This window comes from Streptomyces sp. NPDC046881 (genome assembly GCF_040645015.1).
GTDB lineage: Bacteria > Actinomycetota > Actinomycetes > Streptomycetales > Streptomycetaceae > Streptomyces.
Window position 1 is genome coordinate 18116 of record NZ_JBEYXJ010000079.1, and the last position, 23473, is coordinate 41588.

Sequence of the window (23473 nt, forward strand, 5' to 3'; positions counted from 1 at the left end):
ACAAACCGATAGGATCGCCCCATGCGCCGTTCGAAAATCGTCTGTACTCTCGGCCCCGCGGTCGACTCCCACGAGATGCTCGTCGCCATGATCGAGGCGGGCATGAACGTGGCCCGGTTCAACTTCAGCCACGGCACCCACGCCGAGCACCAGGCGCGGTACGACCGCGTCCGGGCCGCCTCCAAGGAGACCGGCCGTCCCATCGGCGTCCTCGCCGACCTGCAGGGCCCGAAGATCCGCCTGGAGACCTTCGCCGAGGGTCCGGTCGAGCTGGAGCGCGGTGACGAGTTCGTCATCACGACCGAGGACGTGCCGGGTGACAAGCACATCTGCGGTACGACGTACAAGGGGCTGCCGGGCGACGTCTCGCGCGGCGACCAAATCCTGATCAACGACGGCAACGTCGAGCTGAAGGTCCTGGACGTCGAGGGCCCGCGGGTGAAGACGATCGTCATCGAGGGCGGTGTCGTCTCCGACCACAAGGGCATCAACCTGCCCGGCGCGGCCGTCAACGTGCCCGCGCTGAGCGAGAAGGACGTCGAGGACCTGCGCTTCGCCCTCCGCATGGGCTGCGACATGGTCGCGCTGTCCTTCGTCCGGGACGCCAAGGACGTCCAGGACGTGCACCGCGTCATGGACGAGGAGGGCCGCCGCGTCCCCGTCATCGCCAAGGTGGAGAAGCCGCAGGCGGTGGAGAACATGGAGGACGTCGTCGCGGCGTTCGACGCCGTGATGGTCGCCCGGGGTGACCTCGCCGTCGAGTACCCGCTCGAAAAGGTCCCCATGGTGCAGAAGCGCCTGATCGAGCTGTGCCGGCGCAACGCCAAGCCGGTGATCGTCGCGACCCAGATGATGGAGTCGATGATCACCAACTCCCGCCCGACCCGCGCCGAGGCCTCCGACGTCGCCAACGCGATCCTGGACGGTGCCGACGCGGTCATGCTCTCCGCCGAGTCCAGCGTGGGCGCCTACCCGGTCGAGACGGTCAAGACCATGTCGAAGATCGTCACCGCGGCCGAGCAGGAGCTGATCTCCAAGGGCCTGCAGCCGCTGGTGCCGGGCAAGAAGCCGCGCACCCAGGGCGGTTCGGTGGCGCGCGCGGCCTGCGAGATCGCCGACTTCCTCGGCGGCCGGGGCCTGATCGCGTTCACCCAGTCCGGTGACACCGCGCGCCGCCTGTCCCGCTACCGGGCGACCCAGCCGATCATCGCCTTCACCACGGACGAGGGCACCCGCAACCAGCTGACCCTCAGCTGGGGCGTGGAGTCGCACATCGTGCCGTTCGTGAACACCACCGACGAGATGGTCGACCTGGTGGACCAGGAGATCGCCAGGCTGGGCCGCTTCGACGCGGGCGACACCCTCATCATCACCGCCGGCTCGCCCCCCGGGGTCCCCGGCACCACCAACATGCTCCGCGTCCACCACCTGGGCAGCCAGAGCGGCTGACCCGCCTCGCACGGGGTCTGAACGGCACCGAGGGCGCCCCCTGTCCCAGGGGGCGCCCTCGGTGTTGTTGCGGCTCCCGAACCGGCTTGTGCGACCGCTCAGTCGGTCGTGTACACGTGCATGCCGGGCACGTGCAGGTTGCCGCCGAACTGGGCCGCCTGCACCACCTTGACGTTGGTGAAGTAGATCAGCGGGATGTTCAGCGGGGGCGGGCTGTCGGGGCTGAACGTCACCGGTATCAGCCCGAACAGGTTGCCCGAGATGCTCTGGGTGTACATCACCGTGTCGCCGCCGGTGATGGTGGACGTCGAGCCCTTGGCCGCCTGGACGTGGTAGGTCTTGTCCGCCTGCTTGTCCTGCACCGTCTGGTGCAGGTCGCCGATGTCGGTGCCGCCGGAGATGACGTACTTCAGCACCTTCTTGGTGGTGCCGTTGGCCGTCTTCACCTTGACGATGCCCTGGTAGTCGGCGCCCTTGAGGAGCAGGGAGCTGGCGTTCAGGTACCAGGGGTCGTCCGCGACCGGCACCTTGTTGTCGACGCCGCCCTCGTCGTCCGTGGCGACCGGGCAGTCGTCCGCGGAGGCCGACTCGCTGGCGGACGGGCTCGGCGTGGCCGACGCGGTCGCGTCCCCGGCCGTCTTGGCGGTGTCCTCACCGGCCTTGGTGACGGTGCCGGTGGTGTCCTTCACCGTGTCCCCGACCGTGTCGGTGGCCTTCTTCGCCGTGTCCTTCACGGTGTCCGAGGCCCCGGAGTCCTTCCCGCCCGGCGAGGTGCCCTTCGACGAGGTGTCCGTCGAGGAGGTGTCCGTCGAGGAGGTGTCCGCGGCCGACGACTGCGACGCGGACGGCGCCGGGGTCGCGGTCTGCGACGCCGTGCCGGAGTCCTTGCCGCCGGTGAGGATGTCACCGACCGTGTCGCCGATGGTGTCCAGGACGTTCCCGCCGCCGCCCTCGGTCACCGGGGGCGCCGGCGCGGCCGTGTCACTGCCGGAGGCCGAACCCGAGCCGGAGGAGCCGGAGTCCGAGCCGGAGGAACCGGAGTCCGAGCCGGACGAACCGGAGTCCGACCCGCCGGAACCGGACCCGGACCCGGAGGTCGCGGTCGGCTCGGGCTTCGCCGTGTCACCGTCGGAGCCCGACTGCGGGGTGGAGGTCTTGCCCGACTCCTGCGTCTTGCCGCTGCCGGCGGTCTCCGACGGCGACGGCGTGGCCGTCGTGCTCTCCGACGCGGACGGCGACGGCGAGGCCGAGGGGTTCTTGTCGCCGTCCAGCGCCTTGACGCAGTCCTTGTACTCGTCGGCCGTCAGGCTCTTCGCCGACGTCGACGGGGACGGGCTGCCGTTGTTGTCGGCGAGGGCGAGCGTGGAGGTGAAGCCCATGCCCATGAGCACCGCCGTGGGCATCGCCACGGAGGCTATGGCCTTGCCGGCCGGCATGTGGAACCTGGTGAACAGGGGCTTCCTGGGGGCCGCGTGGCGGGGCCCGGTTCTCGCGCGGGACCCGTCCACGTCGGTCCCGCGGGTCACCTCGTCAGCCGGCACTGTGCCTCCCGTTCGCCCCGTTGGCCGGGTTCGTTCCTGACAGGTCGTTCGGCTTGTCCAGTCCGTACACGCGCTGCTCCGGCAGGGGCGCGTCGACGGGGGAACCACCGGCGTCCGGTGCGGCGGCCGGCGGCTGCGGCTGCGGCTGCGCGGGCGCGCCCGGCGACCAGGCCACGGCCATCGCCCCGCCGGTCAGCGCGCTCAGGAACCCGACGATGAAGCCGCCGATGTTGGACAGCGGAATGGACACCAGCGCCAGCAGGATCGCCGCGACGCCCCCGAAGACCCGGATGTGCTGCTGGAACCAGAGGATGATCCCGAGGACGAAGAGCAGCCCACCGATGATCAGGGAACTGGAGCCGCCGGGGGTCCCCATCGTCATCGTGAGGTGACCGAGCTGCAGGTGTGCGTACGGGAAGTACAGGATGAGAAAGCCGCCGAGCATGACGAACAGACCGGCCCAGAACGGACGCGTGCCCCGCCAGGCGCGGAACTGCAGCCTCCGGCGGGTGAACTGGCCGGGCTCGGCGGCAGGGGTCTCGGCGCTCATGGAAAACAGCTCCCTGGTGCGGCGTTGCTGTGGTGGTGATGTGTGCCGCGTGTGAGAACGCGGCCGGAGAGTGGACGGGCGGGGGCGCCACCGGCTCCCCCGCCCGTCAGCGAGTGCCTAGTAGCACTCCTTGACACCCGTCGACAGCGACATCTTCAGGCCGCTGAGCTTGAAGGTGCCGGCGGTGGTCGCCCACGCCGTCTGCTTCACGTTCTTCAGCGTGGCCTTGTCGGCCTGCTGCGCGAACCCGAAGGGGTTGGCCTGCTCGCCGCCGCCCTTCATGCCCGGACCCTTGGAGGCGTCCTTGGCGGCCACGCCGATGTCGATGTTGTCGAACGTCGCGTCGGCGCTGAGGTCGGCAACGTCGATGTAGATGTTGTCGGCCTGGACCTTCTCGGCGCCGTCGCCGCCGGCCCGCAGGATCAGGCTGACGTTGCCGAAGATCGGCACGTCGGGCGTGACCACGGACTGGCACAGGTTGGTGATCTCGGCGTGCTTGAACGCCGAGACGGCCACCGGGTGAGCCGTCTTCTTGCCGTCCATCGTGTAACCGCTGTCGATGGCGCCGTACTGCGAGAAGCCGGTACCGACCAGCTGGTCCGCCGACACCTTGAACGACTGGCCGGACACGCTGAACGAGGCGGCGAGAGCGCCCTGCGCGAGGGCGACACCTATACACGCCGTGGCGGCCACGCTGGGCACCATGACCACAGCGAACCGCTTCCATCTGGTCCCGCCACGCACCTGGGACTCCATATTTCCTCCTTCTCGGACGTACATCTCCTGGCCCGGACTCGCCCCAATCGGCGGCTCAGCCAGGCAGGGATGGGAGAAGTGCTACGTCCTCGGAAAGGAGAGCGCCCGCGCTCGGCGGCGCGAACCGCGCCCGAATCACCGGCGATCACCCCCGAGCGACAACCACTGGTCGCGCCTGACACACATCACGCACAACCTTGCTGGACAGGCTTCACCGGCCGGCGAAGACCCCCCTGCCCTAGAGCCGGCGCCACTGCCGTCGGCTCTGCTCGGTGGGGACCCAGAGTCTCCCGTGACCCGACCGGGTGCCGGGGTACGGGAATGGACCGAGCGTCGCCGATCGTGGTGCATTCTCGGCCTGGACACAAGGGGGTTCGTTACTGGCTAGTAACGGCCGGATAACCGGAGGACGACCGGCCGGTCTCGAAGAGCCACTCTCGGTGGCGTCTCGGGGCAGAGCAAAGCCGTTGATCCCTGGACGAATCCAGACAGATCAACGGCCTCGGTTTACTCGCAGTAACAGCGACCGCGATTACCAAGATTTGGCAAAGTGCGGTCCTCGTGACGCCTCGTCGGCAGACCTTTCACCCCGGCACCACATGCCGGGGCGTTTAGCGACTGGTCAGAACAGGGCGCGTGCCAGGGCACGCCGGGCGCCCACCACACGCGGGTCCTCCTGGCCCACGACCTCGAACAGCTCCAGCAGCCGGCGCCGTACCGCGTCCCGGTCGTCGCCCGCCGTGCGCTGCACGGTCTCGATCAGCCGCCCGAAGGCGTCCTCGACGTGACCGCCCACCAGGTCCAGGTCGGCGGCGGCGATCTGCGCCTGGACGTCCTTCGGCTTCTCGGCGGCCTCCTGGCGCACCTTCTGCGGGTCCGCACCCTGCACCCGCTGGAGCAACTCGGCCTGCGCCAGGCCCAGCTTGGCCTCCGGGTGGCCCGGGTCCTGGGCCAGCACGTTCTTGTACGCCTGGACCGCCCCGCCCAGGTCGCCCGCGTCCAGCGCCTGCGCGGCGGCGTTCAGGGCGGCTTCGTACGGCCCCTCGGGCGCCGCGGCCGCGACGGCACCGCCCGGCTCGGCCTCCGGGTCGACGGTCAGGCCGGTCAGGCCGAAGCGCTGCTCGGCGACCTGCACCAGCTGGTCCAGGGTCTGCCGGATCTGCTGCTCGCCGGCCGCCCCCTGGAAGAGCGGCAGCGCCTGTCCGGCCACCACCGCGAAGACGGCCGGGATGCCCTGGATCCCGAACTGCTGCATCAGCATCTGGTTGGCGTCGACGTCGATCCTGGCGAGCAGGAAGCGCCCGTTGTACTCGACGGCCAGCCGCTCGAGGACCGGGCTCAGCTGCTTGCAGGGCTCGCACCACTCGGCCCAGAAGTCGATAACGACGGGGACTTCGGCGGAGCGCTGCAGGACGTCCCGCTCGAACCCTGCCTCATCGACGTCGATGACGAGATCGGCCGGGGAGACGGCTCCCGTCCCGCCCTGCCGGGCGGCTTCGGCGCGCGCCTGCTCGGCCTTGGCCTTGGCCTCTTGGGCCGCCTTCACCGCGGCGAGGTCGACGACACCGCTCATGGACATGTTCCGTGGCTGCATGCGTCTATCCTCCCCCGATCCCGCGCCTGAGTGAAAAAGCGATGTGCGGCGCCGGGTCCCCACCCCACGCCTCGGTCGTCGCCCGTGTACGTCCCTCACGAGCTTTCGCTACGACCCGTAGCGTAATGCCATGAGGGCACCCCGCGACACCACACCCCGGTGATCTCCCTCACGACCGCACAGATCCCGCCGGTTATGGTCGTGGCATGCAGAGCCGCACCCCCGCCAGCCGTACCGGACGCCCGCGCAGCGCCGCCGCGGACACCGCGATCCTGGCCGCGACCCGGGAGGCTCTGGTCGAACTCGGCTGGTCCAAGCTCACCCTGGGAGACGTCGCCACGCGGGCCGGGGTTGCCAAGACCACGCTCTACCGCCGCTGGGCCGGCAAGAACGAACTGGTCGTGGACGCCGTCGCGGAACTCTTCGACGAGCTGGAACTGCCCGACCGCGGCAGCCTCGCCGCCGACATCGAGGGCGTCGTGCTCCAGTTCGCCGCGATCCTGGCCCGGCCGGAGGCCAAGAGTGGCCTGATGGCGGTGGTCGCCGAGGCCACCCGTGACGACGCCCTGCGCGAACGCATCCGCGCCTCCATCGTGGACCGCCAGATGCGCCTGGTCCTGGAGGGCCGCGCCCGGGCCCAGCGGCGGGGCGAACTCCCGCCGGAACCGGACCCGGGCGAGTCCGCCCGCACGGTGGACCTCATCTTCGACGTGGTCGCGGGCGCGGTGGTCCACCGCACCCTGGTGAGCGGCAAGCCGGCGGACGAGAACTGGGTGCACACCTTCACCCGGCTGCTCCTGCTGGGCCTGGCGGCCCAGCAGGCAGAGGGCGACTAGAAGCCGGGGGGCTCGGTGTACACGCCCCACTCGTCCCGCAGCACCCCGCAGATCTCGCCCAGCGTCGCCTCGGCCCGCACGGCCTCCAGCATCGGCTCGATCATGTTGGCCCCGGACCGCGCCGCGGCCAGCATCCCGTCCAGCGCCCCCCGCACCGCCGCCTCGTCCCGCGCCGCCTTGCGCTCGGCGAGCACCCGCACCTGCTCCCGCTCCACCTCGTGGCTGACCCGCAGGATCTCCAGGTCCCCGGTGACGGAGCCGGTGTGGACGTTGACGCCGACGACCCTCTTCTCACCCTTCTCCAGCGCCTGCTGGTACCGGAACGCGGACTCCGCGATCTCCCCGGTGAACCACCCGTCCTCGATCCCGCGCAGGATCCCGGACGTGATGGGCCCGATCGGGTGACGCCCGTCCGGGTGAGCCCGCAGCCCCCGCTCCTTGATCTGGTCGAAGATCTTCTCCGCGTCCGCCTCGATCCGGTCCGTCAGCTGCTCGATGTACCACGAACCGCCCAGCGGGTCGGCCACGTTGGCGACCCCGGTCTCCTCCATCAGCACCTGCTGGGTCCGCAGCGCGATCTCCGCGGCCTGTTCGCTGGGCAGCGCGAGGGTCTCGTCCAGGGCGTTGGTGTGCAGCGAGTTGGTCCCGCCGAGCACGGCGGCCAGCGCCTCCACGGCCGTACGCACCACGTTGTTGTACGGCTGCTGGGCGGTCAGCGAGACACCCGCGGTCTGCGTGTGGAACCGCAGCCACTGCGCCTTGTCGCTCTTCGCCCCGTACACGTCCCGCATCCACCGGGCCCAGATACGCCGGGCCGCGCGGAACTTGGCGATCTCCTCGAAGAAGTCGACGTGCGCGTCGAAGAAGAAGGAGAGCCCGGGGGCGAAGACGTCGACGTCGAGACCGCGGCTGAGCCCCAGCTCGACGTACCCGAACCCGTCCGCCAGCGTGTACGCCAGCTCCTGCGCGGCCGTGGCCCCCGCCTCCCGGATGTGGTACCCGGACACGGACAGCGGCTTGTACGCGGGGATGCCCGCCGCGCAGTGCTCCATCAGGTCGCCGATCAGCCGCAGATGGGGCTCCGGCTGGAAGAGCCACTCCTTCTGGGCGATGTACTCCTTGAAGATGTCGGTCTGGAGGGTGCCGTTGAGCACCCCCGGGTCCACACCCTGCCGTTCGGCGGCGACCAGGTACATGCAGAAGACGGGCACGGCCGGACCGCTGATGGTCATGGACGTCGTCACGTCCCCCAGCGGGATGTCCTTGAACAGCACCTCCATGTCGGCGGCCGAGTCGATGGCGACCCCGCAGTGCCCGACCTCGCCGAGCGAGCGCGGGTCGTCGGAGTCGCGGCCCATGAGCGTCGGCATGTCGAAGGCGACCGACAGGCCCCCGCCGCCGGCGGCGAGGATCATCTTGTACCGCTCGTTGGTCTGCTCGGCGTTGCCGAAGCCGGCGAACTGGCGGATCGTCCAGGTCCGTCCGCGGTAGCCGGTCGGATGGAGCCCGCGCGTGAAGGGGTACTCCCCGGGCCAGCCGATCCGCTCGAATCCCTCGTACGTGTCGCCCGGTCGGGGCCCGTACACCGGCTCCACGGGATCGCCGGAGAGCGTGGTGAAGTCCGCGTCGCGCTTGCGCGCGGCGTCGTAGCGGGCCTGCCAGCGTCGGCGGCCCTCCTCGATGGCGTGAGCGTCCATACCCTCGAATTTACTAGGACGTCCTAGTAAATGTCGATGGCAGACCGCCGCACGGCATCCGTACGGCGGTATCCGCTAGACCTTGGCGACGGCCGGGGCCCCGTCGGCGACCCGGCCTTCCAGCTCGCGGCTGATCTTCCGCTCCACGAAGAAGGCGGCGGTGGGGATGGTGCCCGCGAGCAGCACCCAGAGCTGGCGCCCGACCGGCATCTTCGCCTTGGAGCCCAGGTCGAAGGCGAAGACCAGGTAGAGGACGTACAGCCAGCCGTGCGCGATGGCGACGACCCGGGTGAAGTCGGCGGCACCGTCGACGTCGAGCCCGTACTTCGCGATCATGCTCAGGCAGAGCAGCACCAGCAGCACGCCGGTGGTGTAGGCCATGACGCGGTAGCGGGTCAGCACGCTTTTTTTCATGGAGTCGAGCGTAACCACCCGTTCCGGGAGATCTTGCCCCGGGTCACTCCTCGTCGAAGTCGTGTGCCGCGATCCGCAGCGGCCGGAGCATCGCGAAGATCTCCCGGCACTCCTCCGCGTCGTACACCCCGAGCCCGAAGTCCATGGCCATCAGGTCGCGGGTGGCCGCGTCGACCACCTCGCGGCCCTTGTCGGTGATGACGGCGAGGGTGCCGCGGCCGTCGTTGGGGTTGGGCCGCTTGGCGACCAGCCCCGACCTGACCAGCCGGTCCACGGTGTTCGTCACGGATGTGGGATGCACCATCAGCCGCTCGCCGATCTTGGACATCGGCAGCTCACCGGCCTTAGAGAAGGTGAGCAGCACCAGTGCCTCGTAGCGGGCGAACGTCAGCCCGTACGGCTTGACCACCGCGTCCACCTCGGCGAGCAGGATCTGCTGGGCCCGCATGATCGAGGTGATCGCGGCCATGGACGGCACGTTTCCCCAGCGCTGCTTCCAGAGCTCGTCGGCGCGCGCGATGGGGTCGAACGGAAGACTGAGAGGCTTCGGCACGTCTTCAGACCCTACCGGCCGGTCATATGCCGGTCAGCTCTGTCTCGGGTTTCGGTCGCCGGCCGTTCCCGCACGGGCGGCCACCCCGGTCGGCGCCATGCCGCCCACGCGCCGTGGCTGCGGCGGATCCGGGCGGCGGCGGCCGGGCTGGACCTCGCCCCGCTGTGGCTGCTGATGCCCCGGCGGGACACTCGCCGGACCGGCTGGGGCCGCCGCCGATCGGGCCGGCCGCCACCTTCGAGGAGGAGATCGCGGCCGTCCGGGCGTCCGACCCCGAGGCGGCCCGCGAGGACACCGCCCGCTCGCCGGCCTGCACGCCGGGTGCGCCGGAGTCCGCGCGCGGCCGGGCCTGGCCGGCGGACCCGGCGCGGAGGGTGCGCGAGCCGGCGGACCTGCTGGAGGAGGCCTGGCGGGTGCTGGTCGAGCCGGACCGGCCCCGGCTGCGCGCCCCGCTGGACGCGGACGTGGCCTGCCACTCGCGGCGGCCGGCCGAGGTGGGCCTCGGCAGGCTGCTGCCGGAGCCGGACCCCCGGCTGTCCTGGAACGGCCGCACGCCGGCCCTCGCGCTGCACACCGAGTACGCGCGCGACCTCGGCGGCCAGGGCCTGGTGCCGATGCCGAGCGCCTTCTCCCGGCCCGACGTGGTCACGGGGTTCGAGCCCCCGTGGCAGCCCACCATCGTCCACCCGGCCCGCGCGCTCGCCGGCCTGTGGACCGACCCCGGCACCCGGACCCCCGAGACCCTGGTACGCCTGCCGGGCCGCAACCGCGCCACGGTCCTGACCGCCCTGGCCGAACCGGCGACCACCAGCACCCTCGCCCACCGCCTCGGCCCGGCCCCGTCCTCGGTGTCGGCCCACCTGACGACCCTGCGCGACGCGGGCCTGCCGACCACCCGCCGCTGCGGCCACCAGGTGCTGTACGAACGGACGCCCCCGGGGATGGCACTGGCGTCAGGAGCGTGAACCGGGGCCGCCGGGCCCGGGGCCCCGCCGCCGCAGGTGGTGCCGCACGGCCCGCTGGGCCACCGGCCCGAGAGACTCCACCGCGCCGATCAGCGCCCCCAGTTGTTCGAGGGCGTCCAACGCCGCACCCGCGCCGGCCTCGTCCACGCCCTCGTACAGCTCGATGCCCACGAACGCCGCCGCCACGGCCCGGGCCAGCCCCACCGGGTCGGCGAACTCCCCGAGCGGCGTCGCCGCCAGCACCCGCCGCAGCACCTGCTCGATCTCGGTGATCCACAGCTGGAGACCGGCGGCCGTGGCCGGCCCGACGGCCGGGTGGGCCGGGGCCCCGGCCAGCAGCTGGCCGAGCAGCGCCACGTGGCCCCCGGCCCGTTCGTGCTCGTGGATCTCCCGCCCGACGGCGAGGAGTTCGGACAGCGAGCCCACCGTGGCGAGCCGCTCCCGGTACCGGCCCACGGCCTTCTCTGCGCCGTACCGGCAGGCCGCGGCGAGCAGTTCGTCCACCGATCCGAAGTGGTAGAAGACGAGCGCCTGGTTGACGCCGGCCGCCGCCGCCACCGTCCGGGCCGACGTCTTGGCGATGCCCTGTTCGGTGAGCGTCCGCAGGGCGCCCTCCAGCAGCTTCGTCTTGGTCTCCTGCGACTTCGCCGTCTCGGGGCTCATGCGCGCGCCTCCTCCCGCACCGGCCGCAGCCCGGGCCGCACGCCCCGCGCGCGGACGTCGCCGTACGAGGCGGTGAAAGAGCCCTCGTAGCCGAAAAGCGGTCCGAACCAGCGGTTCACCACGCGCACGCGGATGCGGAAGCGGCCGGCCCGGTCGTCGTACGACTCCCGCACCTCGGCGGTGGCGCCGACGAGTTCGGGGACCCGGACGTCCACCGGCCCCTCCCGGAACCGGTGTTCGCCGGAGCGGATCAGCAGGGAGCCGTCGGGCTCGGCGCGGAAGTGCAGTTCGCTGGCGAGGTGCTGGTGGGTGCCGAGGTAGTCGAGGACGCGGTCGCCCCGGGGGTCGAGCACCATCTGCGCGTCGAAGCGGCGGGCACGGCCGGGGAGGTCGAAGGTGCGCACGAAGCTCACCGTCTCACGGCCGAAGGTGTCGGTGTACGGCACGTTCTCGATCACGAAGGGGATGTTCCGGCCGGCCCGCGGGACGAGGATGTTCCGGGTGGCGCCGAGGGCGAGGAACGGCCGGACGAACGCCGGTCCGTGCCAGATCCGGTCCATCAGGCCCCGGCCGGTGCACGCCTCGCCGCCGGCCAGGCCGACCGAGAAGCGGCGCCGCAGGGCCGGGTGGAGGCGGTGGAAGTCCGGGCCCATCGCGGTCTCGAAGATCGACGTCATCCGTACTTCTCCAGGGTCTTCAGCAGCCGGGGCGCGCGGGTCCGGGTGGCGGGGGCGCGCAGGCAGCGGCGGGCGGCCGGGGTCGCGGCGAGGGGTGCCTTGAACAGGGCAAGGAAGACGCAGAGCACGAGCAGCAGCGGGCACAGGTAGGCCATCGAGTCCGCGAGGGCGGCGGGGCCCGGGAGCGAGCCCCGCTCCAGCACGGTCACGCACAGGGCGAGCAGGAGCGCGCGGGCGGTCAGTTCGGCGAGCCAGTTGGCCAGGGCCCGCTCGGGGGTGATGCCCCGCTCCAGCCAGAGCCGCAGCCGGTCGAACGACCAGGCGGTCGCCCAGCCCATGAGCGGGCGGAACAGCAGGCGGTCGGCCAGGGCGCCGAAGGCTCCCCAGCGGGGGCGGTAGTCGTAGCCGGTGAGGAAGCGGACGCCGTGCGCGTCGGGGACGTAGCGCCAGTAGCCGCTGCCCTCGGCGATCAGGGAGAGGGGGTGCGGGGAGGCGAAGCGCAGGGCGGAGGTGCGGGTGCCGTCGGGGCGCTCCTTCTCGCCCGCGGAGACGCCGGTGCCGGAGACCGTGAGGAACGGCAGTACCCGGGTGGCGTAACGGAAGCGCTGCGGTTCGCCCTCCGCGCGCGGGAGGTGGTGGATCTCGGTGAAGCGCAGGTCCCAGCGCTGGTGCCGGGCCGGGTCCTGGGTGCGGGCCCACAGGTCGTCGAGGTCGGCGCGGATGTGCGTCTCTATGTAGAGACCCATGTGTTCCCCCACGTGAGCACGGTGCTTGAGCGACTGCTCAAATCCTCTGGCGGTGAACCTACACCGTCTTTGAGCGATCGCTCAAACAGCGGGGGCGAGAAAACCCCGGCCCTGGGGACCGGGGTTCCGGCCGGCGGGGCGCGCCGGCTACTGCGCGAGGTGCCGCTCCACGGTCTCCACCTTGGAGGTGAGTCCGTCCGTCACCCCGGGGCGGATGTCCGCCTTGAGGACGAGCGACACGCGCGGGGCGCGCGCCTCCACGGCGGCGACGGCCCGCCTGACGACGTCCATGACCTCGTCCCACTCGCCCTCGATCGAGGTGAACATGGCGTCGGTGCGGTTCGGCAGGCCCGACTCGCGGACCACGCGCACGGCGTCGGCGACGTACTCCCCCACGTCCTCGCCGACGCCGAGGGGCGTCACGGAGAAGGCGACGATCATGCGTTCACGACTCCTTCCTGGCGGGCGCGGGCGGCGATGACGGCGTCCTCGGCCTCGCGGCGCAGCTTGCGCTCGGCGAAGAAGCCGCCGGTCGGCAGCACCGAGAGGACGAAGTAGAGGGCCGCCGTCCCCAGCGGCCACCTGGTGCGGTTCCAGGCGTCCGCCCAGAAGATCACGTACAGGACGAACAGGACGCCGTGGATCGCACCCATCACGGGGACCGCGTTGAAGTCCGTGGTCCGCTTCAGCACCGAGCAGAGGAGCAGGATCAGGAAGGACACGGCCTCCGGGGCCGAGACCAGGCGGAGACGGCGGAGGGAGGTGGCGGTCTTGATGTCCACGGGTCACCTTCGGTGGGAGTAATCGTTTGTGAACGCACGCACAAGCGTTCCCCCATTGTGGCAAACCGCGCCCCTAGGGGTCCGCTCAGGGTGGGTCTCCACCCATGGCCCCTGTTCCGTCCACCTGCCGGGCCGCTACTTTCGCAGCGTGGCGATGTTCCGACTCCAGGGCAGCAAGGTGCTCGCCGTCGACATGACCGGGGACGCCGTCAAGGCGAAGAACGGCTCGATGGTCGCGTACGACGGGCAGATGGCCTTCAAGAAGCTGAGCGGTGGCGGCGAGGGGCTGCGCGGGATGGTGACCCGGCGGCTCACCGGCGAGCAGATGACGGTGATGGAGGTGAGAGGACACGGAACCTGCTGGTTCGCGGACCGGGCGGCCGAGATCAACCTGGTCACCCTCCAGGGCGACAAGCTCTGCGTCGAGGCGGGCAACCTGCTGGCGACGGACGCGGGGCTGCGGACGGGCACGACCTTCACGGGGCTGCGCGGGGCCTCGCAGGGCAACGGCCTGTTCACGACGACCGTGGAGGGCCACGGCCAGGCGGCGATCGTCTCGGACGGGCCGGCGGTCGTGCTGCGGGTCAGCCCGCAGTATCCGCTGATCGTCGATCCGGGCGCCTACGTGGCCCATCAGGGCAACGTCCGGCAGTCCTTCCAGTCCGGTGTGACGTTCCGCACGCTCCTCGGTGAGGGCGGCGGCGAGGCGTTCCAGATCCGGTTCGAGGGCGACGGGCTGGTGTACGTGCAGCCGAGCGAGCGGAACACGATCGCGGGGGACCTGTGAGATGACCTTCCGAGAGATCAACTCCAAGATGGTCGAGGCGACCGTGGTGCCGGGGCAGCGGCTGTTCAGCCAGCGCGGGGCGATGCTCGCCTACAAGGGGGACGTGTCCTTCACGCCCAACGTCCAGGGCGGCCAGGGCGGCCTGATGTCCATGATCGGGCGCCGGGTGGCCGGCGAGGCGACCCCGCTGATGACCGTGGAGGGCAGCGGCACGGTCTTCTTCGGGCACGGCGGCCACCACGTCCATGTGATCGCCCTCTCCGGCGACACGCTCTACGTCGAGGCCGACCGGCTGCTCGCCTTCGAGGGCACGCTGCGCCAGGGCACGATGTTCATGGGCTCGCAGGGCGGGGTCATGGGCATGGTCCGGGGCCAGGTCACCGGGCAGGGCCTGTTCACGACGACCCTCCAGGGCCACGGCTCGGTGGCCGTGATGGCGCACGGCGGCGTCTTCGAGATCCCGGTCACCCCGCAGCGCCCGGTGCACGTCGACCCCCAGGCCTACGTCGCCCACCACGGCGAGGTCCGCAACAAGCTGTCCACCGCCCTGGGCTGGCGCGACATGGTGGGCCGCGGCTCCGGCGAGGCCTTCCAGCTGGAGCTGAGCGGCAACGGCACGGTCTACGTCCAGGCGTCGGAGGAGAAGCTGTGACCACCTACGGAACGCCGGGCGCCGGACCGGTCGTGTACGACCCGGTGACCCTTCCGGCCGACGACAACGTGAACAAGTACACCTTCTGCGTCGAGCTCAAGAGCGGGCAGTGGTTCCTCCAGAAGGGGAAGATGATCGCCTACTACGGGGCGATCGAGTTCAACGGCATCGGGCACGGGCGACTCGACCGACTTGTCCGCACGTCGTTCCATTCGCCACTGCACGCGAGCGACTGGGTCGTGGCGCAGGGCTCCGGCAAGATGCTGCTGGCCGACCGGGCCTTCGACGTCAACTCCTACGACCTGGACGACGGGAACTTGACCATTCGCGCGGGCAATCTGCTCGGTTTTCAGCCAAGTCTCGCGCTCAAGCAATCGATCGTGCCGGGTTTTCTGACCCTTATCGGAACCGGGAAGTTTGTGGCCGCATCTAACGGGCCGGTGGTGTTCATGGAACCTCCGATCCGGGTCGACCCCCAGGCGCTCGTCGGGTGGGCCGACTGTCCGTCCCCGTGCCATCACTACGACCACGGGTACATGGCGGGTGTACTGGGCGGACTACGCGCAGTGACGGGCCTCGGCGGGGTTTCCGGGGAGGAGCACCAGTTCGAGTTCGTGGGCGCCGGGACGGTCCTGCTGCAGTCGACGGAGACCCTGATGGCCGAGCCGGCCACGGGGGCCGTTCCCCCCGAACCGGGGGTCCCCGGAGGTGGCGGAACGGCACCGGGCGGACACGGTCCGCAATCGTCGGGCGTACCGCGCCTTCCCGGACAGCTGGGGGACCTCCAGCGTCGCTTCGGGCTGTGAGCGGTAGTCTGCGGAGTGTGACATCGAACGCGTGCGCACTGTCACACCACCCGAAGTAGTTCGTCATTCAACTTCTTAGGTAGACTTCATTCATGGAGACCGAGACGGCCACGCGCTGGCTGACCGATGCGGAGCAGTGCGCCTGGCGCACCCACCTGGAGGTCAACAGGCTGTTGACGTACCAGCTCGAAAAAGATCTGCAGCCGTTCGGCCTGACAATGAACGACTACGAGATCCTGGTGAACCTGTCCGAGTCGGACGACGTGCGGATGCGGATGAGCGACCTCGCCTCCGCGACCCTGCAGTCCAAGAGCCGGCTCTCGCACCAGATCACGCGCATGGAGAACGCGAACCTGGTGCGCCGTGAGAACTGCGAGTCGGACCGGCGGGGCCTGTACGCCGTGCTGACGGAGCACGGCATGGAGACGATGAAGAAGGTCGCGCCGCACCACGTGGCATCGGTGCGGCGGCATTTCATCGACCTGTTGTCGCCGGATGCGCTGATGGAACTGGACAAGGCGCTCAAGCCGATCGCCGAGCACCTGAGGGGGCACCGGGGGCGCCCCTGAGCCTCGCCGGGCTCACACAGGCGGGCGACTCGCTCGCGGTTCCCCGGGGACGCGGGGAACCGCGCGGCCGCCCACCCGCGGCCGCGTGACCGCCGCGCCCGCCGCGGCCAGGGCCGCCGCGCCCGCCAGGGCGAAGCACACGGACAACGGGAGTCGGCCGATCAGCAGCCCCGCCGCCAGCGCCCCGGCGGAACTTCCCGCGTTCACCCCGGTGTTCACCCACGCCCCGGCCTGGGTCCGGGAGCCCTCCGCCGCCGTCTCGTCGGCCAGCAGGTACGCCGTCGTCAGCGCCGGGGCGATGAACGCGCCGGCCAGGGCCATCACGGCGGTGAGGGTCCACAGGTCGGAGACCAGCCCCGCCAGGGCGAGGACCACCCCGAGGGCCGCCGCGAACCGGCACAGCCGGACCCGGGCGGCCGTACGCCACCGCACCGCCCCGTTGGCCAGGCCGCCCAGCGCGCTGCCCGCCGAGAGCGCGCCCAGCACCCAGGGGACGAGGGCGGGGTCGTGGGAACGTTCCGTGACGAAGGCCATGACCAGCAGTTCCGCGGAGCTGAGGGCCAGTCCGACGCCCAGCGCGACCGCCACCGGGGGCAGCAGGCCCCGGACCGCGGCGGGCCGCTCCCGGCGGCGCGCCGGGCGCGGGCCGGGCAGCACCGGGGAACCGACGAAGACACAGGTGCCCGCCACGTTCAGGGCCGCGCTCAGCAGGATTCCGGCGGCCGGCGGGGCGAAGCCCATGAGCGCGCCGACCAGCGCCGGACCGGAGACGTACAGCAGTTCCTCGGCGACGCCGTCGAGGCTGTAGGCGCGCTGCAACAGGTCCCGGTCCGCGACCAGTTCCGACCACAGGGCGCGCATGGTCGGGCCCAGCGGCGGCGCGCAGGCCCCGGCCAGGGCGGCGGACACGGCGACGAGCGCGGCCGGGGCCCCCGGACGCCAGGTGAGGGCCGCCAGGACGCTCAGCAGGGCGCCGTAGAGCGCCGACATGGGCAGCAGGGCCCGGCGCGGGCCGTGCCGGTCGATCAGCGAGGCCCGCAACGGCATCAGGAAGACCGTCGTGGCGCCGAACAGGGACAGCACGGTCCCGGACACCGCCCAGGACCCGGTGGCCCGGGAGACGGACAGCAGGACCGCGAGGGCGACCGTGCCGTAGGACAGGCGGGCCGTGAGGGCGGCGGTGAAGGTGCGGCGCGCATGCGGAACGCGCAGGACGGCGGCGTACGAGGGCCGCGAAAGGTGCGTGGACACGCGGAAGTTCCCCTGGCTAGGGCGGAAGAGGGACACCGAAGGACGCGGTGGCCGTCGCTCGGCCCCGCGATCCCGGGTGCGCTCTACGCCAGGAGGAGGAACATGCCCGTCACGCTAGCAGCGCGCTCACCGGTACGGCGAGCCCTCAGCCCTGCGTCAGGCCCTCGACCAGTTCGTCCGCCGCGCGGTAGGGGTCCAGCTCGCCGGCGGTGATCCGTTCGGCGAGGGCGCTCAGGCGGCGGTCGCCGTGCAGGTCGCCGATGCGTTCGCGCAGCGCGGTGACGGCGATGGTCTCCACCTCGCGGGCCGCGCGGGCCCTGCGGCGCTCGGCGAGGACGCCCCGCTCCTCCATCCAGGCCCGGTGCTTCTCCAGGGCCTCCACGACCTCGTCGACGCCCTGCGCGCGGGCCGCGACCGTCTTGACGATCGGCGGGCGCCAGTCGCCGGGGCCGCGGGACTCGCCCAGGCCCAGCATGTGGTTCAGCTCGCGGGCGGTCGCGTCGGCGCCGTCCCGGTCGGCCTTGTTGACGACGTAGACGTCGCCGATCTCCAGGATCCCGGCCTTCGCCGCCTGGATGCCGTCGCCCATGCCGGGGGCCAGCAGCACCACGGAGGTGTCCGCCTGGGAGGCGATCTCGACCTCCGACTGGCCGACACCGACCGTCTCGACCAGGATCACGTCGCAGCCCGCCGCGTCCAGCACCCGGATGGCCTGCGGGGCCGCCCAGGCGAGGCCCCCGAGGTGGCCGCGGGTGGCCATCGAGCGGATGTAGACACCGGGGTCGGAGGCGTGGTCCGACATCCGGACCCGGTCGCCGAGCAGGGCGCCGCCGGAGAACGGCGACGAGGGGTCGACGGCCAGGACGCCGACCCGCCTGCCCTGCTTGCGGTACGCGGTGACCAGCGCGGAGGTGGAGGTCGACTTGCCGACGCCGGGCGAGCCGGTCAGGCCCACCACATAGGCGTTGCCGGTCAGCGGCGCCAGGGCCGCCATGACCTCCCTGAGCTGCGGTGACGCCCCCTCCACCAAGGAGATCAGCCGGGCCACGGCCCGCGGCCGGCCTTCCCTGGCCTGGGCCACCAGAGAGGAGACGTCCTGCATCACAGCTCCGTTCACTTCACCGACGTACCGCTGCACGAGACCTACGGGGCCTCAGGCCTTCGGGACCCGCACGATCAGCGCGTCACCCTGGCCACCGCCACCGCACAGGGCCGCCGCGCCGACACCGCCGCCGCGCCGCTTCAGCTCCAGCGCCAAGTGGAGCACGAGCCGGGCGCCGGACATGCCGATCGGGTGCCCCAGCGCGATCGCGCCGCCGTTGACGTTCACCTTTTCCGTGGACACGCCGAGGTCCTTCATTGACTGCACGGCGACCGCGGCGAAGGCCTCGTTGATCTCGATGAGGTCCAGGTCGGAGACGTCCAGGCCCTCCTTCTTCAGGGCGTGCTGGATGGCGTTGGACGGCTGGGACTGCAGGGAGTTGTCCGGGCCGGCCACGTTGCCGTGGGCGCCGATCTCCGCCAGCCACTCCAGGCCCAGCTCCTCGGCCTTGGCCTTGCTCATCACGACCACGGCCGCCGCACCGTCCGAGATCTGCGAGGCGGAGCCGGCCGTGATCGTGCCGTCCTTGGCGAAGGCCGGGCGCAGCTTGCCCAGGGACTCCGCGGTGGTGTCGCCGCGGATGCCCTCGTCCTTGCTGAACAGCACCGGGTCGCCCTTGCGCTGCGGGATCTCCACCGGGGTGATCTCGGCCTCGAACAGGCCGTTCTTCTGGGCGGCGGCGGCCCGCTGGTGGGACAGGGCGGCGATCTCGTCCTGCTCGGCGCGGCCGATGCCGAGACGGGTGTTGTGCTTCTCGGTGGACTCGCCCATCGGGATGTTCTCCCACGGGTCGGTCAGGCCGTCGTAGGCCATCGCGTCGAGCATCTGCACCGCGCCGTACTTGAAGCCGTCGCGGGACTTGGGCAGCAGGTGCGGCGCGTTGGTCATGGACTCCTGGCCGCCCGCCACGACGATGTCGAACTCGCCGGCGCGGATCAGCTGGTCGGCCAGGGCGATCGCGTCGAGGCCGGACAGACACACCTTGTTGACGGTGAGCGCCGGGACGTTCATCGGGATGCCGGCCTTGACCGCGGCCTGGCGGGCCGGGATCTGGCCCGCGCCGGCCTGGAGCACCTGGCCCATGATGACGTACTGCACCTGGTCGCCGCCGATCCCCGCACGGTCGAGGGCGGCCTTGATCGCGAAGCCGCCCAGGTCGGCTCCGGAGAAGGACTTCAGCGAGCCCAGCAGACGCCCCATGGGCGTCCGGGCGCCCGCGACGATCACCGAGCTGGTCGTTCCAGAAGACATGAGGTGCGATCCCCTTCCAGCTGCACACAGCCGAGGAGTGAACGAGGGTTTACTTCGAATGTACTGAGCGGTTGGACATGGCGTCACCGGCCTGTCGGTGTGATCGCGCGCACGTTGCGTAACCACCCCGGGAGCGCTGCACTGAATCCATGCTGACGCGAATCGACCACATCGGGATCGCCTGCCACGACCTCGACGCGACCGTCGAGTTCTACCGGGCCACGTACGGCTTCGAGGTGTTCCACACCGAGGTCAACGAGGAACAGGGCGTGCGCGAGGCCATGCTCAAGATCAACGAGACCTCGGACGGCGGCGCCTCCTACCTCCAGCTGCTGGAACCGACCCGCGAGGACTCCGCGGTCGGCAAGTGGCTGGCCAAGAACGGGGAGGGCGTCCACCACATCGCCTTCGGCACGGCGGACGTCGACACGGACTCCGAGGAGATCCGCGGCAAGGGCATCCGGGTGCTCTACGAGGAGCCACGGATCGGCTCCATGGGGTCGCGCATCACCTTCCTGCACCCCAAGGACTGCCATGGCGTTCTGACAGAACTGGTCACTTCGGCCCCTGTTGAGTCACCTGAGCACTGACCCCCGTACATAGGGGCCGGTAGGGTTGGGGGCGGTCGTCCCTTCCACCGGGACGACCGCATGCCGGGGTCCGGGTTTCGGGGGGCGAGCGTCGGGGCAGCAGCCCGTGCTCCGCCGTCTGTCTGACACCATTCCCCGGGGGCCCCGTTCGGCGGTTGGACGGAGCTCGTTGCAGAAGCTGACCAGGGGACGGATGGGACCGCGCAGTGCGGGGCTACGAGAGCCAGGAGCGAGAGCCGGCGGCTGACGTCGACCACCTCTCTCGGTTCGAGGCCGAGATGAAACGGCTGAGGACCGAGCGGGAGAAGGCGATCCAGCACGCCGAGGACCTCGGCTACCAGGTCGAGGTGCTGCGCGCCAAGCTGCACGAGGCGCGGCGCACCCTCATGACCCGGCCCGCCTACGACGCGGGTGACATCGGCTACCAGGCCGAGCAGTTGCTCCGCAACGCCCAGATGCAGGCCGAGCAGCTGCGCCAGGACGCCGAGCGGGAGCTGAGCCAGGCCCGCGCGCAGACCCAGCGGATCCTGCAGGAGCACGCCGAGCAGGCCGCCCGGCTCCAGGCCGAACTGCACCAGGAGGCGGTCACCCGGCGCCAGCAGCTGGACCAGGAGCTGGCCGAGCGCAGGGCCACCGTCGAGTCGCACGTCAACGAGAACGTGGCCTGGGCCGAGCAGCTGCGGGCCCGCACCGAGCAGCAGGCCCGCCGGCTGCTGGAGGAGTCCCGCGCGGAGGCCGAACAGGCGATGGCCGCCGCCCGTACGGAGGCCGAGCGGCTGACCCGGGAGGCCCGGGAGCGGCTGCAGAGCGAGGCCGAGGCGGCGCGTACGGAGGCCGAGCAGATCCTGCGCCGGGCCCGCACGGACGCGGAGCGGCTGCTGAACGCCGCCTCCACGCAGGCGCAGGAGGCCACCGAGCACGCCGAGCAGCTGCGGACGGCCACGGTCACCGAGTCGGACACGGCCCGCCGGCAGGCCGCCGAGCTGAGCCGGGCCGCCGAGGAGCGGATGGCCGCGGCCGAGGAGGCACTGCGCAAGGCGCAGGCCGAGGCCGAGAAGGTGGTCACCGAGGCGAAGGAGGCCGCCGCCAAGGCCCTCGCCAGCGCCGAGGCCGCCAACGAGACCCGCACCCGGACGGCCAAGGAGCAGGTCGCCCGGCTGGTGGAGGAGGCCACCAAGGAGGCCGAGAGCACCAAGTCGGAGGCCGAGCAGCTGGTCGCGGACGCCCGCGCCGAGGCCGAGAAGATCGTCGCCGAGGCCGCCGAGAAGGCCCGCTCGATCACCGCCGAGGAGACGGCCACCCAGCTGTCGAAGGCGGCGAGGACCGCCGAGGAGGTCCTGAACAAGGCGTCCGAGGACGCCCGGAAGACCACCCGGGCCGCCGCCGAGGAGGCCGAGCGGATCCGTTCGGAGGCCGAGACCGAGGCGGACCGGCTGCGCGCCGAGGCGCACGACATCGCCGAGCAGCTCAAGGGCGCGGCGAAGGACGACACCAAGGAGTACCGCGCCAAGACGGTCGAGCTGCAGGAGGAGGCCCGCCGGCTGCGCGGCGAGGCCGAGCAGCTGCGTGCCGACGCGGTCGCCGAGGGCGAGTCGATCCGTGCCGAGGCCCGCCGGGAGGCGGTGGCGCAGATCGAGGAGGCGGCCAAGTCCGCCGAGGAGCTGCTGGCCAAGGCCAAGGCGGACGCCGACGAGCTGCGCCGCAGCGCGACCGCCGACAGCGAGAAGGTCCGCACCGAGGCCATCGAGCGGGCCACCGCGCTGCGCCGGCAGGCCGAGGAGGCCCTGGAGCGCACCCGCAAGGAGGCCGAGCGGCTGCGCGCGGAGGCCGCCGAGCAGGCCGAGAAGGTCCAGGCGGACGCCGAGAAGGCCGCGCGGGAGCTGCGCGAGGAGACCGAGAAGGCCGTCGAGGCCCGCCGTGCGGAGGCCGCCGAGGAGCTGACCCGGCTCCAGACGGAGACGCAGGACCGGCTCGCCTCGGCCGAGCAGGCGCTGATCGACGCCCGGGAGGAGGCGTCCCGGATCCGCCGGGAGGCCGGCGAGGAGACCGAGCGGCTGCGCACCGAGGCCGCCGAGCGGATCCGTACGCTCCAGCAGCAGGCCGAGGCCGAGGCCGAGCGGCTGCGCACCGAGGCGGCGTCCGACGCGTCCGCCTCCCGCGCCGAGGGCGAGGCCATCGCCGTACGGCTGCGGACCGAGGCCGCCACCGAGGCCGAACGGCTCAAGACGGAGGCCCAGGACACCGCCGACCGGGTGCGTGCCGAGGCGCAGGCCGCCGCCGAGCGGCTGGGCGCCGAGGCGTCCGAGACGCTGGCCGCCGCGCAGGAGGAGGCCGCCCGGCGCCGCCGCGAGGCCGAGGAGCTCCTCGGCGCCGCCCGCGAGGAGGCCGACCAGGAACGGCAGCGGGCCCGCGAGCAGAGCGAGGAACTGCTGGCCTCCGCGCGCAAGCGCGTGGAGGAGGCGCAGGCCGAGGCCACCCGCCTGGTGGAGGAGGCCGACCGGCGGGCCACGGAGATGGTGTCCGCCGCCGAGCAGCACGCCCAGCAGGTGCGGGACTCCGTCGCCGGGCTGCACGAGCAGGCGCAGGAGGAGATCGCCGGGCTGCGTTCGGCCGCCGAGCACGCGGCGGACCGTACCCGCCGGGAGGCCGAGGAGGAGGCGGACCGGGTCCGCGCCGACGCCTACGCCGAGCGGGAGCGGGCCAGCGAGGACGCCTCCCGGGTCCGGCGCGAGGCGAACGAGGAGTCGGAGGCCGCCAAGGCGCTGGCCGAGCGGACGATGGCGGAGGCCATCGCCGAGGCCGAGCGGCTGCGCGCGGACGCGGGCGAGTACGCCCAGCGGGTGCGCACCGAGGCGTCGGACGCGCTCGCCGAGGCCGACCAGGCGGCGTCCCGTACCCGGGCGGACGCCCGCGAGGACGCCAACCGCATCCGCTCCGACGCGGCGACCCAGGCCGACACCCTCATCACCGAGGCCCGCCACGAGGCCGAACGGCTCCAGAACGAGACCGTCGCGGAGGCCGACCGGGTGCGCACGGAGGCGCTCGCCGACGCCGAGCGGCTGCAGGCGGAGACCGCCGCCGAGGCCGAGCGGATCCGCACGGAGGCGTCGGAGACGCTCACCGAGGCCAACGAGGCGGCGGCCCGTGCCCGGGCGGACGCCCGCGAGGACGCCAACCGCATCCGCTCCGACGCGGCGACCCAGGCCGACACCCTCATCACCGAGGCCCGCCACGAGGCCGAA

The 23473-nt window shown here is 71.9% G+C and carries 23 protein-coding genes and 1 pseudogene; 9 read left to right on the top strand and 15 right to left on the bottom strand.

The window, feature by feature from the left end:
* Positions 1–21: 21 nt before the first annotated feature.
* Complete coding sequence (gene pyk, locus ABZ923_RS29405; RefSeq protein WP_361477308.1) at positions 22–1449, top strand: pyruvate kinase; 1428 nt, start codon at positions 22–24, stop codon at positions 1447–1449.
* 98 nt (positions 1450–1547) lie between these two features.
* Here the strand turns inward: pyk and ABZ923_RS29410 are convergent, their stop codons facing one another.
* From ABZ923_RS29410 to ABZ923_RS29425, 4 genes are all read right to left on the bottom strand, one after another.
* Positions 1548–2990 carry a hypothetical protein gene (locus ABZ923_RS29410; RefSeq protein WP_361477311.1) on the bottom strand — a complete coding sequence of 481 codons (1443 nt, stop codon included), beginning with the start codon at positions 2988–2990 and terminating at the stop codon, positions 1548–1550.
* Positions 2980–3540 carry a DUF6114 domain-containing protein gene (locus tag ABZ923_RS29415; protein ID WP_361477314.1) on the bottom strand — a complete coding sequence of 187 codons (561 nt, stop codon included), beginning with the start codon at positions 3538–3540 and terminating at the stop codon, positions 2980–2982. The genes ABZ923_RS29410 and ABZ923_RS29415 overlap by 11 nt, the downstream gene beginning before the upstream one ends.
* A gap of 117 nt (positions 3541–3657) precedes the next feature.
* Positions 3658–4296 (bottom strand): DUF6230 family protein, encoded by a 639-nt coding sequence (locus ABZ923_RS29420; protein ID WP_361477317.1) that lies wholly within the window; start codon positions 4294–4296, stop codon positions 3658–3660.
* A 622-nt stretch (positions 4297–4918) separates the two neighbouring features.
* Positions 4919–5890 carry a tetratricopeptide repeat protein gene (locus ABZ923_RS29425; protein WP_361477320.1) on the bottom strand — a complete coding sequence of 324 codons (972 nt, stop codon included), beginning with the start codon at positions 5888–5890 and terminating at the stop codon, positions 4919–4921.
* A 206-nt stretch (positions 5891–6096) separates the two neighbouring features.
* Between ABZ923_RS29425 and ABZ923_RS29430 the strand changes: the two genes are divergently transcribed.
* Positions 6097–6726 (top strand): TetR/AcrR family transcriptional regulator, encoded by a 630-nt coding sequence (locus ABZ923_RS29430; RefSeq protein ID WP_361477323.1) that lies wholly within the window; start codon positions 6097–6099, stop codon positions 6724–6726.
* Here ABZ923_RS29430 and ABZ923_RS29435 read toward each other — a convergent pair.
* The 3 genes from ABZ923_RS29435 to ABZ923_RS29445 all read right to left on the bottom strand — a co-directional run bounded on the left by ABZ923_RS29435 (position 6723) and on the right by ABZ923_RS29445 (position 9390).
* Positions 6723–8423 (bottom strand): methylmalonyl-CoA mutase family protein, encoded by a 1701-nt coding sequence (locus ABZ923_RS29435; RefSeq protein ID WP_361477325.1) that lies wholly within the window; start codon positions 8421–8423, stop codon positions 6723–6725. The two genes, ABZ923_RS29430 and ABZ923_RS29435, sit on opposite strands and share 4 nt — an antisense overlap.
* Positions 8424–8498: 75 nt before the next feature.
* On the bottom strand, positions 8499–8837 hold the full coding sequence (locus ABZ923_RS29440; RefSeq protein ID WP_361477328.1) for a DUF3817 domain-containing protein: 339 nt from the start codon (positions 8835–8837) through the stop codon (positions 8499–8501).
* A gap of 43 nt (positions 8838–8880) precedes the next feature.
* Positions 8881–9390 (bottom strand): MarR family transcriptional regulator, encoded by a 510-nt coding sequence (locus tag ABZ923_RS29445; protein ID WP_361477331.1) that lies wholly within the window; start codon positions 9388–9390, stop codon positions 8881–8883.
* A 93-nt stretch (positions 9391–9483) separates the two neighbouring features.
* On the opposite strand from ABZ923_RS29445, the pseudogene ABZ923_RS29450 reads away from it, so the two are divergent.
* Positions 9484–10355 (top strand): annotated as a pseudogene (locus ABZ923_RS29450) (transcriptional regulator); the annotation flags it as partial.
* Here the strand turns inward: ABZ923_RS29450 and ABZ923_RS29455 are convergent.
* From ABZ923_RS29455 to ABZ923_RS29475, 5 genes are all read right to left on the bottom strand, one after another.
* The gene (locus ABZ923_RS29455) at positions 10344–11018 is read right to left on the bottom strand and encodes a TetR/AcrR family transcriptional regulator (protein WP_361477333.1); all 675 of its coding nucleotides are present in this window, start codon (positions 11016–11018) and stop codon (positions 10344–10346) included. The pseudogene ABZ923_RS29450 and the gene ABZ923_RS29455 overlap by 12 nt on opposite strands.
* A complete protein-coding gene (locus tag ABZ923_RS29460; protein WP_361477336.1) occupies positions 11015–11695 on the bottom strand; it encodes a DUF4166 domain-containing protein in 681 nt (226 codons plus the stop codon). The genes ABZ923_RS29455 and ABZ923_RS29460 overlap by 4 nt, the downstream gene beginning before the upstream one ends.
* Positions 11692–12441 carry a hypothetical protein gene (locus ABZ923_RS29465; RefSeq protein ID WP_361477339.1) on the bottom strand — a complete coding sequence of 250 codons (750 nt, stop codon included), beginning with the start codon at positions 12439–12441 and terminating at the stop codon, positions 11692–11694. The genes ABZ923_RS29460 and ABZ923_RS29465 overlap by 4 nt, the downstream gene beginning before the upstream one ends.
* 147 nt (positions 12442–12588) lie before the next feature.
* Positions 12589–12882, bottom strand: a complete 294-nt coding sequence (locus ABZ923_RS29470; protein WP_189891742.1) for an MTH1187 family thiamine-binding protein — start codon at positions 12880–12882, stop codon at positions 12589–12591.
* Positions 12879–13223: a DUF3817 domain-containing protein gene (locus tag ABZ923_RS29475; RefSeq protein ID WP_361477342.1), complete on the bottom strand. Its 345-nt coding sequence runs from the start codon at positions 13221–13223 to the stop codon at positions 12879–12881. Before ABZ923_RS29475 ends, ABZ923_RS29470 begins: the two co-directional genes overlap by 4 nt.
* Before the next feature lie 154 nt (positions 13224–13377).
* Between ABZ923_RS29475 and ABZ923_RS29480 the strand changes: the two genes are divergently transcribed.
* From ABZ923_RS29480 to ABZ923_RS29495, 4 genes are all read left to right on the top strand, one after another.
* Positions 13378–14010, top strand: coding sequence for an AIM24 family protein (locus tag ABZ923_RS29480; RefSeq protein ID WP_361477372.1), 633 nt, complete (start codon positions 13378–13380; stop codon positions 14008–14010).
* 1 nt (position 14011) lies between these two features.
* Positions 14012–14662, top strand: coding sequence for an AIM24 family protein (locus ABZ923_RS29485; RefSeq protein ID WP_361477346.1), 651 nt, complete (start codon positions 14012–14014; stop codon positions 14660–14662).
* Positions 14659–15468, top strand: coding sequence for an AIM24 family protein (locus tag ABZ923_RS29490; protein ID WP_361477349.1), 810 nt, complete (start codon positions 14659–14661; stop codon positions 15466–15468). Before ABZ923_RS29485 ends, ABZ923_RS29490 begins: the two co-directional genes overlap by 4 nt.
* A gap of 92 nt (positions 15469–15560) precedes the next feature.
* On the top strand, positions 15561–16037 hold the full coding sequence (locus tag ABZ923_RS29495; RefSeq protein WP_361477352.1) for a MarR family transcriptional regulator: 477 nt from the start codon (positions 15561–15563) through the stop codon (positions 16035–16037).
* A 12-nt stretch (positions 16038–16049) separates the two neighbouring features.
* Here ABZ923_RS29495 and ABZ923_RS29500 read toward each other — a convergent pair whose 3' ends face one another.
* The 3 genes from ABZ923_RS29500 to ABZ923_RS29510 form a co-directional block, all read right to left on the bottom strand.
* Positions 16050–17288, bottom strand: a complete 1239-nt coding sequence (locus ABZ923_RS29500) for an MFS transporter (RefSeq protein ID WP_361477355.1) — start codon at positions 17286–17288, stop codon at positions 16050–16052.
* A gap of 145 nt (positions 17289–17433) precedes the next feature.
* Positions 17434–18390 carry a methylmalonyl Co-A mutase-associated GTPase MeaB gene (gene meaB, locus ABZ923_RS29505; RefSeq protein WP_361477358.1) on the bottom strand — a complete coding sequence of 319 codons (957 nt, stop codon included), beginning with the start codon at positions 18388–18390 and terminating at the stop codon, positions 17434–17436.
* Positions 18391–18441: 51 nt separating this feature from the next.
* Positions 18442–19641: an acetyl-CoA C-acetyltransferase gene (locus ABZ923_RS29510; RefSeq protein WP_361477360.1), complete on the bottom strand. Its 1200-nt coding sequence runs from the start codon at positions 19639–19641 to the stop codon at positions 18442–18444.
* A gap of 149 nt (positions 19642–19790) precedes the next feature.
* Here ABZ923_RS29510 and mce point away from each other — a divergent pair, with 149 nt between their 5' ends.
* On the top strand, positions 19791–20231 hold the full coding sequence (gene mce / locus ABZ923_RS29515; protein WP_361477363.1) for a methylmalonyl-CoA epimerase: 441 nt from the start codon (positions 19791–19793) through the stop codon (positions 20229–20231).
* Between the two features lie 206 nt (positions 20232–20437).
* A partial coding sequence (gene scy, locus ABZ923_RS29520; RefSeq protein ID WP_361477366.1) for a polarized growth protein Scy occupies positions 20438–23473 on the top strand: 3036 nt, incomplete at its 3' end.